At 35.5% G+C, this 18,418-nt stretch carries 12 protein-coding genes, 1 pseudogene and 1 CRISPR repeat array; of the genes and pseudogenes, 7 read left to right on the top strand and 6 right to left on the bottom strand.

The features are described from left to right. Window positions 1–1,289: direct repeats of the CRISPR family, unit length 28 nt; unit sequence GTTCATCATCGCCTAGATGATTTAGAAA. A gap of 212 nt (window positions 1,290–1,501) precedes the next feature. After that, a complete protein-coding gene (locus B3R63_RS04160) occupies window positions 1,502–3,070 on the top strand; it encodes a sensor domain-containing diguanylate cyclase (protein WP_286728395.1) in 1,569 nt (522 codons plus the stop codon). 545 nt (window positions 3,071–3,615) lie between these two features. Further along, complete coding sequence (locus B3R63_RS04155; protein WP_005019768.1) at window positions 3,616–4,227, top strand: LysE family translocator; 612 nt, start codon at window positions 3,616–3,618, stop codon at window positions 4,225–4,227. A 93-nt stretch (window positions 4,228–4,320) separates the two neighbouring features. Here the strand turns inward: B3R63_RS04155 and B3R63_RS04150 are convergent, their stop codons facing one another. The 3 genes from B3R63_RS04150 to B3R63_RS04140 all read right to left on the bottom strand — a co-directional run bounded on the left by B3R63_RS04150 (window position 4,321) and on the right by B3R63_RS04140 (window position 7,049). Continuing rightward, on the bottom strand, window positions 4,321–4,812 hold the full coding sequence (locus B3R63_RS04150) for a flavin reductase (RefSeq protein WP_265761713.1): 492 nt from the start codon (window positions 4,810–4,812) through the stop codon (window positions 4,321–4,323). Window positions 4,813–4,997: 185 nt separating this feature from the next. Further along, window positions 4,998–6,041: a methionine synthase gene (locus B3R63_RS04145; RefSeq protein WP_265761712.1), complete on the bottom strand. Its 1,044-nt coding sequence runs from the start codon at window positions 6,039–6,041 to the stop codon at window positions 4,998–5,000. Window positions 6,042–6,062: 21 nt separating this feature from the next. Continuing rightward, entirely contained in the window at window positions 6,063–7,049 is a 987-nt protein-coding gene (locus tag B3R63_RS04140; RefSeq protein WP_286728394.1) for a DUF1852 domain-containing protein, read from the bottom strand. 678 nt (window positions 7,050–7,727) lie between these two features. Here B3R63_RS04140 and B3R63_RS04135 point away from each other — a divergent pair. After that, window positions 7,728–9,062: a PepSY-associated TM helix domain-containing protein gene (locus B3R63_RS04135; RefSeq protein ID WP_286728393.1), complete on the top strand. Its 1,335-nt coding sequence runs from the start codon at window positions 7,728–7,730 to the stop codon at window positions 9,060–9,062. A 395-nt stretch (window positions 9,063–9,457) separates the two neighbouring features. On the opposite strand, the gene B3R63_RS04130 is transcribed toward B3R63_RS04135, so the two are convergent. Next, on the bottom strand, window positions 9,458–9,970 hold the full coding sequence (locus tag B3R63_RS04130) for a hypothetical protein (protein WP_286728392.1): 513 nt from the start codon (window positions 9,968–9,970) through the stop codon (window positions 9,458–9,460). Window positions 9,971–10,298: 328 nt separating this feature from the next. Here B3R63_RS04130 and B3R63_RS04125 point away from each other — a divergent pair, with 328 nt between their 5' ends. Beyond that, window positions 10,299–10,598 (top strand): hypothetical protein, encoded by a 300-nt coding sequence (locus B3R63_RS04125; protein WP_349677289.1) that lies wholly within the window; start codon window positions 10,299–10,301, stop codon window positions 10,596–10,598. Between the two features lie 371 nt (window positions 10,599–10,969). Further along, window positions 10,970–13,023, top strand: a pseudogene (locus tag B3R63_RS04120) (TonB-dependent siderophore receptor). 386 nt (window positions 13,024–13,409) lie between these two features. On the opposite strand, the gene B3R63_RS04115 reads toward B3R63_RS04120, so the two are convergent. After that, on the bottom strand, window positions 13,410–14,003 hold the full coding sequence (locus B3R63_RS04115) for a DUF4142 domain-containing protein (RefSeq protein WP_106438748.1): 594 nt from the start codon (window positions 14,001–14,003) through the stop codon (window positions 13,410–13,412). 475 nt (window positions 14,004–14,478) lie between these two features. Further along, on the bottom strand, window positions 14,479–15,393 hold the full coding sequence (gene gcvA / locus B3R63_RS04110) for a transcriptional regulator GcvA (RefSeq protein ID WP_286728390.1): 915 nt from the start codon (window positions 15,391–15,393) through the stop codon (window positions 14,479–14,481). 292 nt (window positions 15,394–15,685) lie between these two features. Here gcvA and B3R63_RS04105 point away from each other — a divergent pair, with 292 nt between their 5' ends. Both B3R63_RS04105 and B3R63_RS04100 read left to right on the top strand, forming a co-directional pair. Then, window positions 15,686–16,369 carry a cupin domain-containing protein gene (locus tag B3R63_RS04105; protein ID WP_286728389.1) on the top strand — a complete coding sequence of 228 codons (684 nt, stop codon included), beginning with the start codon at window positions 15,686–15,688 and terminating at the stop codon, window positions 16,367–16,369. 171 nt (window positions 16,370–16,540) lie between these two features. Next, window positions 16,541–17,722, top strand: coding sequence for an MFS transporter (locus B3R63_RS04100; protein ID WP_286728388.1), 1,182 nt, complete (start codon window positions 16,541–16,543; stop codon window positions 17,720–17,722). Window positions 17,723–18,418: the final 696 nt, after the last annotated feature.

Genomic DNA, 18,418 nt, shown 5'->3' with positions numbered 1-18,418 from the left:
GTTCATCATCGCCTAGATGATTTAGAAATTGCCAGAAATTATAAGGTCTATACATATAATGTTCATCATCGCCTAGATGATTTAGAAAGGAAAGTAAAACGATGCGTAATGCTAGATACAGTTCATCATCGCCTAGATGATTTAGAAATATGAATACTTTATATATACTTGCTGCACTTGGTTCATCAGCGCCTAGATGATTTAGAAAAACGAAGCCGAGAATTTTCTTGTAACCCCACATGTTCATCATCGCCTAGATGATTTAGAAAATTTTGATATTCGAAGCGGCGGGCATTTAATTGTTCATCATCGCCTAGATGATTTAGAAAACTTGCGGATAAAGGTTTAATGTTCGCTGACAGTTCATCATCGCCTAGATGATTTAGAAAATTCTACGATCAGTGTAAATGATTGACTTAATGTTCATCATCGCCTAGATGATTTAGAAAAAGTGCTGCCATTAATACTACAGTTACCCAGTGTTCATCATCGCCTAGATGATTTAGAAATTCGACTTCCAACGTCACTGTCGGCGGTATTTGTTCATCATCGCCTAGATGATTTAGAAATGAAATCTTTGCTAGATCTGTAATAGATATATGTTCATCATCGCCTAGATGATTTAGAAAGCCGGAACAGAAGTATCTGCAGGTTTGTTATCGTTCATCATCGCCTAGATGATTTAGAAAATAGCAATTGCAGCCACCCCTCGAAGGACATTGTTCATCATCGCCTAGATGATTTAGAAACTCCAGTACTGGAAGTAAATTCGGGGGATGCTGTTCATCATCGCCTAGATGATTTAGAAAAAGACCAATAACAATGATCAGCGAATTATGAGGTTCATCATCGCCTAGATGATTTAGAAAAGTAATGGAACCGCGATTAACTGTAAGATTCTGTTCATCATCGCCTAGATGATTTAGAAATTAAACACCACTTAAAAAAACCTTTGAAATCCGTTCATCATCGCCTAGATGATTTAGAAAATTAAAAACGGTAAAAGAATTATGTCCGAAGTGTTCGTCATCGCTTAGATGATTTAGAAAGATTCAGAAACCTATTTAGAAGGTTATGATGAGTTCGTCATCGCTTAGATGATTTAGAAAGATTATGAGCCGTATCCGGACTATAACGGCATGTTTGTCATCGCTTAGATGATTTAGAAAACGCAACATGATCTGGAACTCATCTGACAATAGTTTGTCAGCGCTTAGATGATTTAGAAAGAAAATTTATTGGTGCGGTTATGCGCTATGCAGTTTGTCATCGCTTAGATGATTTAGAAATATCCCTTATCTTTCGGCTTGTCATCTATGAAGTTCGTTATTCCATAAATAATTTAAGATTTTTAAAGAGGCATAGTAAAAACTTCTATAAACAATAAAATTATTAAAAACAGAATTATTGTTTAATAAATCATCCAATTTCATCTACATTATTAAATTAAAAAGGTATTATGAGCCGAAATATGTCAGAATTTGATTAATTTATGATGTTCATGAGAAAACTGGGTAAGTCTCTTGACCTGGACTTGAGAAAATTAATACTTTTATTAATCGTATTCTGCGTATCTACACTCTTCTTTGTATCTTTAGGCGTGAGTTATTTAATCGTAAAAAACCAGTTAATCAGCAACTCTTTAGCGATTAACTCGGAATATGCAAATAAAATTGCCCTTAATACAGACAATCATTTTCAAAATATATTAAAAGAACTCAAGTACAGTGCTCAATCTTTGGGGAAAGACTTTAACAGTTTTGCGTTAAGAGAAGCAGAAGTTAACCGTCTAAAATACCAGTCGGATCACTATAACAGTGTAGTCATTGGTGATGCTGAAGGCAGACTCATCAACTTTTCTCCCAACATTTTAAATATTGACCGGAATAAAATTCAGACCACGCCGGGAATTCAAGCCTCACTTAAAAATAAAAAAACTTATATTTCTTCACCCTATTACTCTGTGAAAGATAATCTGATTGTTTTCTTGTCCCAGCCTATCTTTGATAAAGATAATAACTATAAGGGCTTTATAGGCTCAGCCATTTACTTAAAGCAGAAAAATATTATTAACCATCTCTTAACGATCAACTACAGTTATAAAAAGAGCTATATGTATGTGATTGATCAGAATAATAAGATTATTTTTCACCCTGATACAAAAAGAATTGGAGAAACTGTTAGGAATAATACAGGCCTGAAATACATGCAGGCGACCAAAAATGGAAATATCCGTTTGATAAACAGTCGAGGCGTAGATAATCTTGCCGGCTTTTCATACATCCCCTCAACCAAGTGGCTTATTGTCTCTCAGCAGCCCACTAATGAGTTACTTGAGCAGGCATCGACTATTATTTATAAAGTTACAGGCGGAATTTTCCTGTTTTATCTGCTTATTTTTTATATTGTCTGGAGATTTGCACTCGTTATTTCCAATCCGTTACATAACCTAGCCAATATGGCCAGTCTGCTGAATCAGCCTAAAATCGAAGAAAGAATCAAAAGGATTAATCCTTGGTACTATGAAGTCACCAAGTTCAAGTTATCACTTTTATTAAGCGCACGTAAATTTTCTCATAAGCTAACCGAAATGGATCATCGTATTAATACAGATCCACTGACTGGCTTATTAAACCGTAGAGGGATGCAGTTCTTTACAAAAGGAATGATAGATTCTAAAGTTCCTTTTTCTGTACTTCTGATTGATATAGACCATTTTAAACGTATTAATGATACGTATGGTCACGATGAAGGTGATGAAGTATTAAAAACTTTGGCTAAGATCATGTTGGAAAATTTCCGCAAAAATGATCTTTGTTGCCGTCATGGTGGTGAAGAATTTATTGTAATTATTCCAAATGTTAATAAACAAGAGGTCTATGAAAGTGCTGAAAGATTTCGCCATGCCGTAGAAACATATATTATTAATAATGTTGGCAGAATCACGGTCTCTATTGGTATTGCGTCGTGGCCCGAGAGCTCAAATAGTTTTTCAGAAGTATTAAAAATTGCCGACAACAATCTTTACCATGCCAAAAATCATGGCCGCAACCAGGTAAAGCACAGCTAAAAAATATAATTCAGGAAATTTATGAATCAGCTATTTTAAAGCATAACTTTTAGAGTATCAGATATATAACTGATCCTTTAAGGGGTATGCTTTTTTATGCTATATAATTTTTACTGATTTTTTTCTCAACTGATTTTTTCACAATTGAAGTTACTTTGTTCTATATTAAGTAACCCTGCTTAATCTTGATGAGCAGACATTACGCTCTCTATTTCTATATTCCCCTTAAAACAATTAATGGCATACTGAACTATTCTATTTTTAAATATATAATAAATATTATGATATTTATCAGGATGAGTGTTCATATAACAGTTATTAACATTATCAGATATTTATTAAAAACAAAAACATGATTAAAATTTTTATATTTTCTTACTTGTACTCAGGCTGGATATTAATCCATATTTAATATACATGAGCAAATGCTCTACGCATCAGGTCTTTTGATCTATCGATTTTAGCGAGTTTTGATAATAGAGTTTAATTTTTATTTATTCAGACGTTATCATATAAGCTCTAGTTTTACACCTGATCGACTGAATATGGCTGAGCTTCTTATACCATTCTTTATAGCAATTATTCTATTAACAATAACCCCGGGACTGGATACAGCATTAATTATACGAACAGCTACTGTAGGAAATAAAAGTAAAGCATTCAATGCAGCCTTAGGTATTGCGTGTGGCTGTTTAGCATGGGGTGTACTCGTAGCTTGTGGAATAGGCGCTATTTTAGCTACCTCTGAACTTGCATTTAATCTGTTAAAATGGTTAGGGGCTGTTTATCTGGTATGGTTAGGTATTGGCTTGATTTTTAAACCTCGAACAGCTTTTGAGATAACGTCAAATCCTAACAAACAGGAAAATTGGTTTTTAAAAGGTTTGATTACGAATATATTGAACCCTAAAGTCGGGTTCTTCTATGTCTCATTTTTACCCCAGTTTATTCCAACTGGTGAAAATTCTACATATTGGCTTTTAAGCTTAGTAGCCATTCATGTAGGTTTAGGCATTTTATGGTCATTATTTTTGATTACTTTGATGAAACCTATTTCGAGATTTCTACAGCAAGGTAAAACTTTGAAAAAAATTGATCAGATAACTGGCTCCATTTTTATATTGTTCGCGCTGAAATTAACCTTCACCAATAGATAACCCCCATACTATTTACCTGAATGACAATCATGCATTTTAAAAATTTAAACGTTTAACTTTTATAATAAATTTTCATTTGCATAAAGAGTGGGTTTAAGCAGTTTCTGTCTGGCCCACTTGGTGATAAGCACGATTAAAATAAACCAGACTTTGATCATGCTGGCTTTGTTGAATCGCAACAATAGGACAAATCAAAATAGTGTGAGTTCCCACTTGTTGAATTTGCTCAATCTCGCAGTCGAAACTTACCAAAGCATCTTCCAACACAGGTGCACCTGTTTCCAACTCAATCCATGCACCATGTTTAAAGCGTTCTTCTGGCGTGAGTTTAGATGAAAATGCTTTTGAAATATATTCGTGATGCGCGCCTAAAACATTCACCGTTAAGATTTTGTTATCCAGGAAATGTGCATGTGAGCTTGCAGCCTGGTTCATACAGACCAATAATGTCGGTGGTGTGTCAGTCACACTACACACAGCAGAGGCAGTAAATCCAAAACGGCCAGACATACCTGCCGTGGTCACAACACTGACTGCACTTGTGAGTAAAGACATTGCATTTCTAAAGTCTGTTGCCTGAACCATGACATTATTCCTAAATTGAACCGTACTTTTTCATGTGTGTTTGCTATACCGCCCAACTCCATCAGGAAGGTACTATCGACATGCGTTCTGATTAGAACGACATGTAGTAAGTAAAATGAGGGTTACTTGTTTGATTATCAACTGCCATCAAAAAAGTAACCCTTTATACCACTTATTGGTAAATATTAAGCAGTAAGTTCCAATCCTGTAAGTTCTCGGCGAACGATTTCTGCACCTGCACTTAAAGCATTTAACTTGCCACGTGCCACTTCACGAGAAAGAGGTGCCATACCACAGTTTGTGCAAGGATAAAGCTTGTCAGAATCTACAAACTGAAGCGCTTTACGGAGTGTATTCGCCACTTCTTCTGGTGTTTCAATCTGGTTAGATGCAACATCAATTGCACCGACCATCACTTTTTTACCGCGAATAAGTTCGAGTAAATCGATAGGCACATGTGAGTTGTGACATTCTAATGAAATGATATTAATGTTAGAAGCCTGAAGTTTCGGAAATGCTTCTTCATATTGACGCCATTCCGAACCGAGTGTTTTTTTCCAGTCTGTATTAGCTTTAATGCCGTAACCATAGCAAATATGAACCGCAGTTTCACATTTTAGGCCTTCAATGGCACGTTCCAAAGTCGCGACACCCCAGTCATTGACCTCGTCAAAGAATACGTTAAATGCAGGTTCGTCAAACTGAATAATATCTACACCCGCAGCTTCTAATTCTCTTGCTTCTTGGTTCAAGATTTTAGCAAATTCCCAAGCCAGTTTTTCACGGCTCTTGTAATGACCATCGTAAAGCGTATCAATCATGGTCATTGGGCCAGGTAATGCCCACTTGATAGGTTGATTGGTTTGCTGACGTAAAAACTTGGCATCTTCAACAAAAACCGGCTTTTGACGTGACACCGCACCCACTACAGACGGTACACTTGCATCATAGCGATCACGAATTCGAACTGTTTCACGCTTCTCAAAGTCTACACCATTTAAGTGTTCAATAAACGTCGTCACAAAGTGTTGGCGGGTTTGCTCACCATCACTGACAATATCGATGCCAGCAAGTTGTTGTTCATGCAACGCCAAACGTAACGCGTCTTTTTTACCTTCAGCTAAACCTTCATTTTCAAGTTTCCAAGGCGACCAAAGCTTTTCAGGTTCTGCAAGCCAAGACGGTTTAGGTAAGCTGCCAGCAGTTGAAGTCGGTAATAATTTTTTCATGATCAATGACCTGTATGTATATTAATTAAGAGCGTAACTTGCAGACCACTGCTCAAGAATCGCTTGGTATGGTTTGATAAATTGCTCTTCAACAAATTTCCCCTGCTCAATAGCCAGACGGCTACGTTCTTCTCGGTCATACACAATGCGAGTGAGTGAATAATCTTGATTCTTCAAACTTGGCTGATAATATTTACCGGCAACTGAATTTGCATTATAAATTTCAGGACGGTAAATCTTTTGGAAAGTTTCCATTGTGCTGATGGTACTGATCAATTCAAGGTTGCTGTAATCACTCAACAAATCACCTGAAAAATAGAATGCTAAAGGCGCGGCGCTATTTGCCGGCATAAAATAGCGGACCTTTAAGCCCATTTTTTGGAAATATTCATCAGTTAATGAATAGTCTTCTTGCTTGTATTCGACACCCAAAACAGGATGTACATTTTCAGTACGGTGATAGACCTTACTTGTTGAAACGCTTAGGCAAATGACAGGCGCTTTTTTAAAGTTGGCTTTATAAGTCTCAGAGTTAATGAAACTTTTAAACAGGTTGCCATGTAATTCACCAAAATTTTCTGGTGTGCTAAAGGTAGGCTGATCTTTATTATGATCGAGTAACAGCACACTAAAATCATAATCACGGACATAAGAAGAAAAATTATTGCCCACAATACCTTCAATATATTTACCGGTTTTTTTATCGATAATATTGGTTTTCAATATTTCAATCAAAGGAAGACCACTGGTATGGTTTTGCACATCAATATTCATTTCAACTGAAATGATTTCAAGCTCAACAGCATAGCGGTCGCCTTTAGGGTTGTCCCAATGAGCCAAGGCATTGAAACGATTATCAATCATGCGTAATGTGTTGCGCAAATTTTCCTGACGGCTCATCCCTCTTGCCAAGTTAGCAAAGTTGGTGGTAAGGCGCGTATTGTCTGCTGGACGATAGTTTTCATCGAAACAAATACTTTTAATCGTAAATGTAAATTCTTTATTCATTGTGATCAGTACCCTAATTTCTGAGATAAACCTAAAAAATCTTTTTGCTCTTTTTAAACTTTCCAGCCTTATCAGTTTTGCGCCTTTTGGTCTTATCAAAAGTGAATTACTGGAGCGCTTCAGAACATGAATAGATTTATATCGCAATCACAACATGAATAAAAATGATTTAGTCTCATTAGAAAGTGAGTAAAATTCATGTTTAAAAACTAACGCTATTAGAATTAAAGAATATTGGTAAAAAAAATGAGATTTTTAAATTCTTTTCCTACTAATAATTTTTTAATTTTCTGCATGTTATAGTGTAGAAACTTATATTTATTCTGATTTAATCATCGTACTTATGTTTTACATTATACATGTATATGGTTATATCTGAGCAGATAGAGGGCTGGTGCATGATTTAACGGGTTATAGCGTTATAATTTGAACTGGTAATTTTAGTAACATATAACAGAGCTTAATCATCATTAGAAAAAATTTTCAAAAATAACAGTTTGATTTAAGAATTTTGAATATTACTGAATTTTTTATATAAGCCTTTAACTATACTTCTATACATCATAGCTAGCATGATTTTATTCAAGTTTTATCGCATAAAGATTATATAATTTAATATTCTTCTAGTGCTCATTTTTTGAATATAATCTATTTTTAAAGTCATATGTTGAATACCAATTGTTAAAGCTGCTTCATAATCAATTAGGGATTTTAATTGCCCCTTTTATTTTTATTGCCTCTTTAACAGGGCTACTCTATGGCTTAACGCCCCAGCTTGAGAGCTTTATTTATAAAGAGCAGCTATCCGCACTACATAGCCCAAACCATAAAACTCAACCTCTTAGTCAACAGGTTGCAGCTGCCTCAACTGTTTTACCTCATGATGCAAAGATATTTGCAGTTCGAACACCGCAGACTTCTGAACATACGACACGCATTCTTTACCAAGTGCCCGACAACCCTGATACAGTTAAAGCAATATTTATAAATCCATATACATTAAAGATCCAAGGTCAGCTTCCTGTTTACGGTACCAGTGGGGTTTTACCTTTAAGAACTTTTTTAGACCAGTTACACCGCAGCTTATTACTAGGTGAGTATGGTCGTATATATAGCGAATTTGCAGCAAGCTGGTTAGGACTATTCGCTTTAACTGGCCTGATTCAATGGTGGAGCTATCGTAAAAAAAATAAATCCATTCATTCACGCCATTCACGTATCAAATGGCATTATATTTTCGGTTTAACTGTATTACCGATGCTATTTTTCTTTTCGATTACCGGTTTAACATGGTCAAAATGGAGCGGAGCAAACATTGCACAACTTCGCCATTTACTCAATAGTGATACACCAACTTTGCATCTGGCATTAAATCCAAAAACGATGAATGTGACAAATCCACATGCTGAACATTACATGCAGATGGATATGTCAGGCCAACATCTTTCAACTAAATTAAACTTCAAAGACTTTGATCGTATTGTCGAGCTTGCTCATCAAAATGGTTTAAACGCCCAAGCATTACAAATTAAACCCAGTTATCAAAAAGATCGGGCCTGGTCGATAGAAGAAATGAATCATCGTTGGCCAATTCAAATCGATGCTTTAGCGGTAGATATGTCAACTCAACATATTATTGACCATTTAAGATTTAGTGATTTTCCATTATCTGCAAAATTAACACGCTGGGGAGTAGATTTACATATTGGGGTTCTGTTCGGCTGGCTAAATCAAGTTTTGCTAGTTCTGTCTGCAGCCATAATCTTATTAGTACTAATATTTTCTTATCAGGCATGGTGGACTTACCAACGACCTTTAGATACATTACGAAAGTTTAACCAAGACCTATGGCAACAGTGGAAAAATTGTAATCAATTCCAAAAAATTATTTATATCAGTATTTTATTTGGCTTATATTTTTTACTACCTGTATGGACGATAAGTGTAGTGCTATTACAATTAATTGCAACAGTGTTCCACTATTTAAGTCTCAAAAAATCCCATAAAAATTAAATGCATAAGCGATCAATATTTAATTTATTCGTGTCCCGTGAATAGATTTATACAGCTAATTGCTTCATAGGTTTTTCGATTAAAAATAATTGAGTAATAAGAAACCCCGGCATCCTGCCGAGGTTTCTCATATGGGGTTGCTAGATATAACTCCTGTCTTATCTCACAGTCCTGGTGCTGAAACTTATTATTATTGTTTTATGTTCTGGAACATCCTGTTCCTTCATGACTTCATCATAAAAATATTCTCATCGACTGCATAGCAGTTATAAGCGCCTATTGATGTCAGTGGAAACTTACAAAATTTTATGCTCATCTATTTTATAAGTTAGATAGCCTGTTCCAACATATGACTGCTATGAAAAGCTACTTTCTTTTTTATCATAGATATATTATTAACGTTCACTCCTACCCTCTACTATACGTAGGGGGGTCTGTTCAAATGTTCCTATTTTCACATCAGCAGGAATATAAATTTCAGCTGCTAGAGGAACTTTTAATGCTGAATACCGTGTATCTACGCTCAGAGTAATTGCTTTTAATTTTTTGTTTTCATTATAGACAGGACTTGATACCCAACGTAATTGCATTACAGCATATTGCCCATTATCAATTACTAAATTTTGAGCCAGCTGTTCAGGTCTGGTACCATTTTCCAAAGGCAAAATCTTATCTTCTGAGCCATAAATTTTAACTCGTGGACGTGCCGGGAATTGGCATTCTGGTCCTTTATTATAAATTTTAATTTCTGTACCAGAATGTGACATACCATTAAAATCACCTGCTTTATTATCGACCTGAATAGTTAACTGCTCTGCTTGGCACTCTTGTACTGCAGATGAGTCCATGACCAACTGTTGCGGAGTTGGAATGAGTAAAATGGTCAATAATGGATTGGTGAATAGCATAGAAAGCTCCTAAAAGAGATAAAATACATTGCCTGATAGTCACAGAATTTCAGGTACTCCTTTGGTATCGAATTTAAAAAGTTCTATTTTTGATTCATGGGGATGATTAATAAGCTAACAACAACTGCAAAGTTATATTTTTATTTATTAAGTATTGATTAAGTTAAAATTTAATTTAAACCTTTTTAAGCCATCTCTAGAATCCTTTAAAATAGTTTCTGCTTGATATAACAAATTAAAATACAATTCTGAGATATACCTGATTTTGGGGACTAAAGATAAAAAGACATGGATAGATCGAGTGATCAAGAAAATAATATCTTTAAATATGTTAGCACTGGTAGCGACTTATAGTTCTTTATTCTACCAGACTACTATTGATGTTGAACGTCTAGCCGTCGATACCATCGAGAAGGATCAGGTAATAGCTGGAGGAGCACCTTTCCAATTTCTTATCGATGGAGAAATTTCGCCTGTAGGTAGCATCGGTATTGATCCTTTATCCTTAGTTATAGGCTTAGACGAGTTCCATTACCTATATTTTATTCTTGACTATATATTCTGGTTATTGATTCTTCTAAGTCTTTATTTTATTTTTTTAAAATATAGCCACTTAAAGCGCACTTAAGACTATTTGGTGTTTAGTTGAATTACTTTATCCAGATGGTGTTCCCAGCCGCGGTTCGGTTATTTCTTCAGCTGCTTTTAATATATTAATTTAATGAAGAGTGTCTGGCTCAGTAATTTACTATCTATTTAATACTTATATTACTTCTCTTTTTTAGCAGAAATGAACAATCTGTTTTTGCTCTTTTATATTAAATTCAAGTTAAGCAGAGACTTATATCTAATAAAGTACTATAACGATAGATTATATTATGAAGATTATATTTACTTTTTAAAAATGTAAAATATAATCATTATCATAAAAATCTTGTGAAACTATATTCTGTGTTAAAACGTCACCTACTTCTCGGTTTGTTACCACTTAGCTGTCCTATTTTCGTATTTGCAAATGACCAAATTAGCTCATTACCTACTATCAGTTTACAGGCAACCAGCAAAACTGATAATGCTCATCTAGCCTATAAGGTCAGTACGGCAAGCTCTGCCATACGTACTCATATCTTATTGAAAGATACTCCTCAGGCAGTCACGGTTGTTTCTGAAGCAGTCCTAAACGATATTCAAGCTACCCGCTTATCGGAAGCTCTTGATGTAGCAGGTATAGGGCGGGCCAATAACTTTGGTGTCAGGGTTTAACCACATTTACCTCACGCGGGTTTACCAGTGGCGAATACTACCGGAATGGTTTTCCAATTAATCGTGGTTATCCCAATGCACCTGACAGTAATACGATTGAACGTATAGAAGTATTAAAAGGTGCATCCTCTAGTTTGTATGGCCGTGGCGATCCGGGAGGTACATTCAATGTCATTAGTAAAGTACCCCATGCTGAACAAAAAACAACTTTAGGTTTGAGTGTTGATCATGAGGGCCTGTTGCGGAGCACTTTAGATACAGCCGGCGCTTTAACTGAAGATGAGAGTCTTATGTACCGCTTAAATGTCATGGGAGAAAACGGAGATACTTACCGCGACCATGTTGATTCAAAGCGCTGGAATATCGCACCTGTTATTCAATGGAGTCCTTCAGACACCACTAAAGTGACCTTAGAAGCTGATCTGTTACGCAACCAGCATGCTTTAGACCGGGGTTTTACCCGCTACGAAGGACAAAAAAGATATAATTTTGACCCGGCAGAGTACTGGTGGGAAACTGGCAAGAACCGGAATCGCTTATATAATGATAATGACATGCTACAGTTACGCATTGAACATACCTTTAACGATGACTGGACACTTAATATTGGTACTCAATATTTAAATGGAAATCTGCATGGTTATGCAGTTGAGGCAAATGGCATCAAAGCTAACACAGATGGTGAGTTACTTACCCGTAATTATAACTGGTGTAATTTAGATTGGATTGATAGAAACTTTCAGGCCAATATAGTCGGAAATTTCAATTTATTTAATTTAGAGCATACTTTAATTTCAGGCATAGAACTTGAAAATTATGATTATAAATCTTTTATTATTCGTTCGAAGGATGATTTTGATTTAGATATTAATCATCCATATAAACCACAATCATTGCCAGAATTAAATAATATAACCACCCACGACCGTGAACAATTAAAAAGCCAAGCTTTATTTATTCAGGATCAAATTCATCTGACTGATCGTTTAAACACCTTGCTTGCTTTACGCTTGGAAAGCTATCAGCATGATTATCACAACTTTATTTCTAGTACATCTTGGTCTACAGATAACCATGCTGTTATTCCACGCATTGGTATGACTTATGATCTGACCGACCAACTGACAGCATATGCCAATATTAGCAAATCATTTAAGCCTAACTCCGGAGTGGATCGTAATAATCAGGGCTTTAACCCTGAAGAAGGTATTTCTTATGAAATAGGTACAAAATACACATTACTAGATGAACAGCTTTCTTTTGACACTGCCATTTATTATGTAAAAAAAGAGAATATTTTAACTCTTGACCCAACAGACTCGACTAAAAGTATTGCTGCTGGAGAGTTATCGAGTAAAGGTTTTGACTTAAGTCTGATAGGCAATATTATACCGGCGTGGAAAATTATAGGAAACTATTCATATGTCGATGCTAGTGTAAATAAAGACAATACCTTAGAAAAAGGAACACATCTAGCCAATATTCCTCAAAATTCATTTAATTTACTCAGCATTTATGAATTTAAATCAGGATTATTTGATGGTTTAGGCATAGGCATTAATCAGCGTTATATTGGTAACCGAAAAGGTCAGACTGCAAATAATACTTATACGATGGGCAGTTATGCAACAACTGATTTAATTTCGTACTATGACTTAAATCCTGATTTAAGATTCAGCTTTGATATTATGAATATTTTTAATAAAGAATATGATGATAGCGCTTTTAACCGCTATGTATATCCTGGACAACCACGGACTGCAAAGTTAGGTATGACATACAGTTTTTAGTTAAAGAACGCAGATATTCACTCTTAATTCTACTTTAAATAATAGGTAGCATAATAAGCCTTATTTCTGATTTTTCAAGTAAGAATAATAAGGCTTCAATTAACTAAAAAATACTGATTTATGAGAAAACATTTCTAATATACTTATAAAATATCTATGAGTAAAAGATTTTCTTCGGATTAGATATCTAAAATAGAAGCTAGAGAATAGGATGAGTATTTATCAAACTTTATCTAGCCTATTTATCTGATGCAGAAGACTTTATTAGTAACATTCTGTTTATTGTATAATTTAATCTTAGTATTAAATTATATAAACTTAAAAGGTCTAGCATGATGAATGCTAGACCTATTTTAAAAAATATAAATATATGGATGATTTTAATGTTACTTCATCATTGAAACCATTTGTTCAGCCATTTGTAAATGTGTAGCAACCGCACTACGTGTTTGAACAAGCATGTTCTTTAAGTCAGAGTTTTTAGCATTTGGAATCAATTTTTTATCGATTACCATGAGAACTTTACGATGTACTTCCACTTGGCTCTTCATATAATCTTTATCAGTGTCAGAAGATGATCTGTTAAGTTTATCAACAATCTTGTCACTGTCACGCTGTAATAACTTACTAATCTCACTGGTCTGTGGTGTTAGCATCAGACGAGTTGCCAGTGCTTGACCTTTTTGCTCATTCGCTGAGTGTTCACGAATCATCATCTGAGCATATTGACGGACTTGAGGCATTTTTAACTTTGGCAAGGCCGCGTTTGCCTGCATAATCTCGCCATTGTTGGCAGTACTCAATATTTTAATAATCTGGTTATCGGATAAGTCTTCATGCTTATCATGCCACATTTTAGAATGATGTTTTCGATCATCCATAGAGTGATGGTCTTTGGTTGTACTTTGGCATGCAGTCAGGCCTAATATACTACTAAAAGCAATACAGCTGACTATCTTTTTCACTGTTATAGTTTCCACTTTGGCATCCTTTTAGAGTTTTATTATTGAAGCAACTTTTTTAAGATAGTCTAATTAAATTGAAAATAGTGTACTTTTTCAGTTGCTTTGTTAGACAAATGTATAAACATATTATAGCTTTAAGTAAATAATTAATTAAAATAGTTTCTTAAATTATAAAAAATTAATTTAATAAAAATAAACCAACTATTATCCCTCTTATTTATAAAAGCCATTATATATTTGAACAAAAATAAGAGTTTATTATAAAAATAAAAATGGCTTTAAAATTAAAGTTAATATATCTAGTATAAAATTGCTTTCAGTAAAACCTTTAAAGTAAAAAAAACTTTCTATTATTTTTAAGTAATATTAATATAGTAAGACATTTTATTATATATTTCAATTATTCCAATAAACTGGATATATATAATTTTTTTAAATAATAGATACTGATACATATATATTTAAAAATAATATCAAAAAATTATTTAGTTTATAACTTCACCTCGTCCATCAGCCATGTTTTAAAGGCTACGAATTTCGGCTTATTCTGACATTCTTGTCGATAGACCACATAATAGGCCAAGGCCGATGAATACTTCATATCTGGATATAAACGTATCAATTGCCCTGTTTTTAAATCATCTGCCACCATAACACTTCTTGCCAATGCGACTCCATGCCCATCAATTGCTGCCTGTAGTACAGCAGCTGAATTATTAATTTTTAATCCTCGCTGGGTCGGGCCATTGCTCACCTGATTGTACTTCAACCATGTATCCCAAGTAGTAAAACCTGTATGGACATCCAGTGTTAAGTCATGAATTAAAGGTAGGTTTAATAAGTTCTCTACATATTTTAACAGGTGTCGATATTTCTGATAAAACCTTAGTGAACAAACAGGAAAAACCTCTTCATCCATGAGTTTTTCCGCAACTAGTCCTGACCAGTTTCCCTGTCCATATCGTACGGCAATATCAATACCATGTTGAGCAAAATCTACAGGTTCCAAGTTAGTATCCAGTCGAATATCAATTTCAGGATAGGCTTGCTGAAAAGTATCAATTCTTGGCAGCAACCATTTCGATGCAAAAGCCGGGCTGATCGCAACAGTTAAAACACCTGCTGAAGTTTGTGCCTGTAGTTTTTCCAGACCAAGTAATAACCTATCAAAACCGGCACGAATATCGGGCAATGCCATTAATGCAGCTTCAGTTACCACCAAGCGGGCTTTTCCCCCTGTACTCCGCTGAAACAATGTAATGCCCAGGTAATCTTCCAGACTTTTAACCAGTTGTCCCACCGCTGCAGGAGTTACATTCAGCTCAATAGCTGCCGTGGAAAAACTTTGATGTCTGGCACTAGCTTCAAAAGCTCTTAATGCGTTGAGATATACAGGAGTTTTCATTCTAAAGATTTTCTATCAATTACTATAAGATTAACTGGTTTGTTTGTATAGAACCATCTTTATAGAATCAATTTTTCACTTTATGGGTCAAAGCCCTTTAAATACAAAACTGGATAAGGAAGCTCTATTGATCACAATTATATTAAATGTTCTAGCAGGCCTAATCCTATTCAGCGCGTCTGTTAGAAGCAGTAAATAGTAACAATCAGTATTAACATTTTTAAGTTTTTCTTCCTATTAATCTTTATCAGATCAACAGGATATCTGACTTTTTGAATAGATGAGACAAAGCATGTGGATTAACGCTGATTTTTCCCAAGTGACTATGGTTAGACCTAACGATTATCAATGGGTCAAATCTCCTGGTGGTGAAGTTGAACGAGTTATGCTCGATAGAATAGGTGGTGAAACAGCCCGTGCCACCAGTCTGGTTCGTTATGCACCGCAGAGCATTTTTCCAGAGCATCAACATCCATTAGGTGAAGAAATTTTAGTGCTCTCTGGAACATTTACTGAAAATGGCAACCAGCATTATCCAGCAGGCTGGTATTTACGGAATCCGGATGGATCAAAACATACTCCATCCAGTGAAGAAGGCACACTGATTTTTGTCAAGCTCATGCAAATGACCAGAGAAGATGTACTGTCGCTGCGTATCAATACCCATGAGCCTGAAAACTGGCAAACACTTAATCAGCGTAAGATTTGCCCTTTATATCATTCTCAGGACGAACAAACCTATCTGGAAAAACTAATACCCCATCAGAATTTTGCTGAGCACAGTGCAAACGGAATTGAACTTCTGGTAGTACAAGGTGAATTGCTTGCAAATGGAGAAACTTATCCTGCAGGTTCATGGATTCGTTTACCGATTCAAAGCAGCCATAACTTTCATGCGTGTTCAGCAGGAGCAATCCTTTATGTAAAGACAGGACATCTTTTATCTGCTCAAAAATTTATAGAACAGAAGCCGTGATAAGGGCCAAGATTGCCACTATTAGTGCAGGTTTAAGTGATCTATTTACTAAAACAGGCTCAATAGACTTATGTACGAATGAAATGAGCTCAAGCCTTGTTCCAAGTGGTAATAATTCTACATCAAAACACTTATTAATCAATTGTTTATAGAAATTCAGGTTACACTTTTATGCTGCAAAATACCATGCACCGCCAGGTTTTCATTCTGGCAAGTTCACAGTCTTTATTCCAGACCGTTTCAGTCATGGTGATGACGATTGGTGGACTGGCAGGTGCAAATATTGCCAATACGCCTACCCTTTCCACCCTGCCAATTGCCTCGATGTTTTTAGGTACAGCCATGATGATGTTCCCTGCTTCCATGTGGATGGCAAAAGTAGGCAGGCGCAATGGCTTTTTATGTGGTGCTTTATTAGGTATTTCAGGTGGAATTATTGCAGCAGTTGGTATTATCTATAGTTCACTTTACCTATTGGCATTAGGCACATTCTGTGTGGGAGCATATCAATCCTTTGCCCAGTTCTACCGGTTTGCTGCCAGTGAAGTAGCAGATGATGCCTTTCGTTCCCGTGCAATTTCGTTTGTTATGGCGGGTGGCGTAGTTGCAGCATTGATTGGTCCGGTTTTGGCTCGCTTTGGTGGACCACTATTTAATCATCTGGAATATGTGGGTTCTTTCCTGATCATTACTATCGTTTCCCTGCTTGCGATCGGAATCTTATCAAGACTACATATTCCAGATCAGGTGGAAATTAAGACCAGTTTTAGTGCAGGACGACCTTGGCCAAAAATTGTATTTCAACCCATGTATTTAGTGGCTTTACTGGGCGCAATTACTGGTTATGGCATCATGATTTTAGGTATGACTGCCACACCAATTGCCATGCGTCATGCTCATCATGAATTAGGTACAATTACCACTGTAATTCAATTGCATGTACTGGGGATGTTCCTGCCATCATTTTTTACGGGTAACCTGATTGTCCGTTTTGGTGTATTGAAAGTCATGTTTGCAGGTCTTTTACTGTTTGCCTGCTATATCGCTTTTGCCCTTTCTGGCCTGCAATTCCATTCATTTGCTATTTCTCTGGTTTTATTAGGTGTAGGCTGGAATTTCCTGTTTATTGGCAGTACTTCTTTATTAACCAGAACTTATACTCATGAAGAAAAAGCCAAGGCACAGGCCATTAATGACATGACAGTTTTTGTGGTGGGATTGATCTGCTCATTTAGTGCTGGAGCATTACTGAATATAATTGGCTGGAAAGTCATGAATATGGCCCTTATTCCATGGCTGGTTATTACAGCACTTTCTTTAGTATGGTTATCTAAGAAGACGCAGAATGATTAAGTTTCCACAATCAATAATGATAGATAGAGCATTGCAGTAATAACATATTCATCAATTCACTTATTGCTATGGTAAACAGATACAGGGCATCAGTAAAAAAGCCACAGCCTTTATGCAAGCCTATGCTTGGCCGGGAAATATCCGAAAGCTAGAAAATTTGCTGGAATGTGCCGTCCTATGAATCTAAAAACAGCCGTTAATTAAACTAAATGTTTTGTTCCCGTAATGATAGCTATACTGAATACACTGGAACAGATTTAGCTACTATTTTAACAGAAGGCTTCAATCTGGAGCAGTATGAACAGCAATTAATTCGGACTACTATGTAAAAAGCCAGACCCATATTTTTGAAGCAGCCCGGTTGCTCAGTATTAGCCGGGCAAAACTGGATTATGGAATTAAAAATTATAGTTTTTCTTAGCCAGGTATTAGAGAGTATCGAATTATTTATTGAATAGCTATAGGATGACAGTTTCATCTAGAATGAAACTGTCCTGAACTTGATAAATATTATATTTAGCACTTAGCAAAGAAAAAACTTTAGGCCTGTGAATATTTTAAAATTTAAACTAAGCAGCTACATTATATCGCATTTAAAGTATTCTAAAATTTACAGGTTTAAGCTTTCATTTCCACATCAAAAATTTTCAATCCTATTAATAGAAATTATTTTTACTGCTTAGCTTTTATTAAAAA

Source organism: Acinetobacter sp. UBA1297 (assembly GCF_002307755.1).
GTDB classification, from domain to species: Bacteria; Pseudomonadota; Gammaproteobacteria; order Pseudomonadales; family Moraxellaceae; genus Acinetobacter; species Acinetobacter radioresistens.
This window is presented reverse-complemented; position numbering and strand designations above follow the sequence as displayed.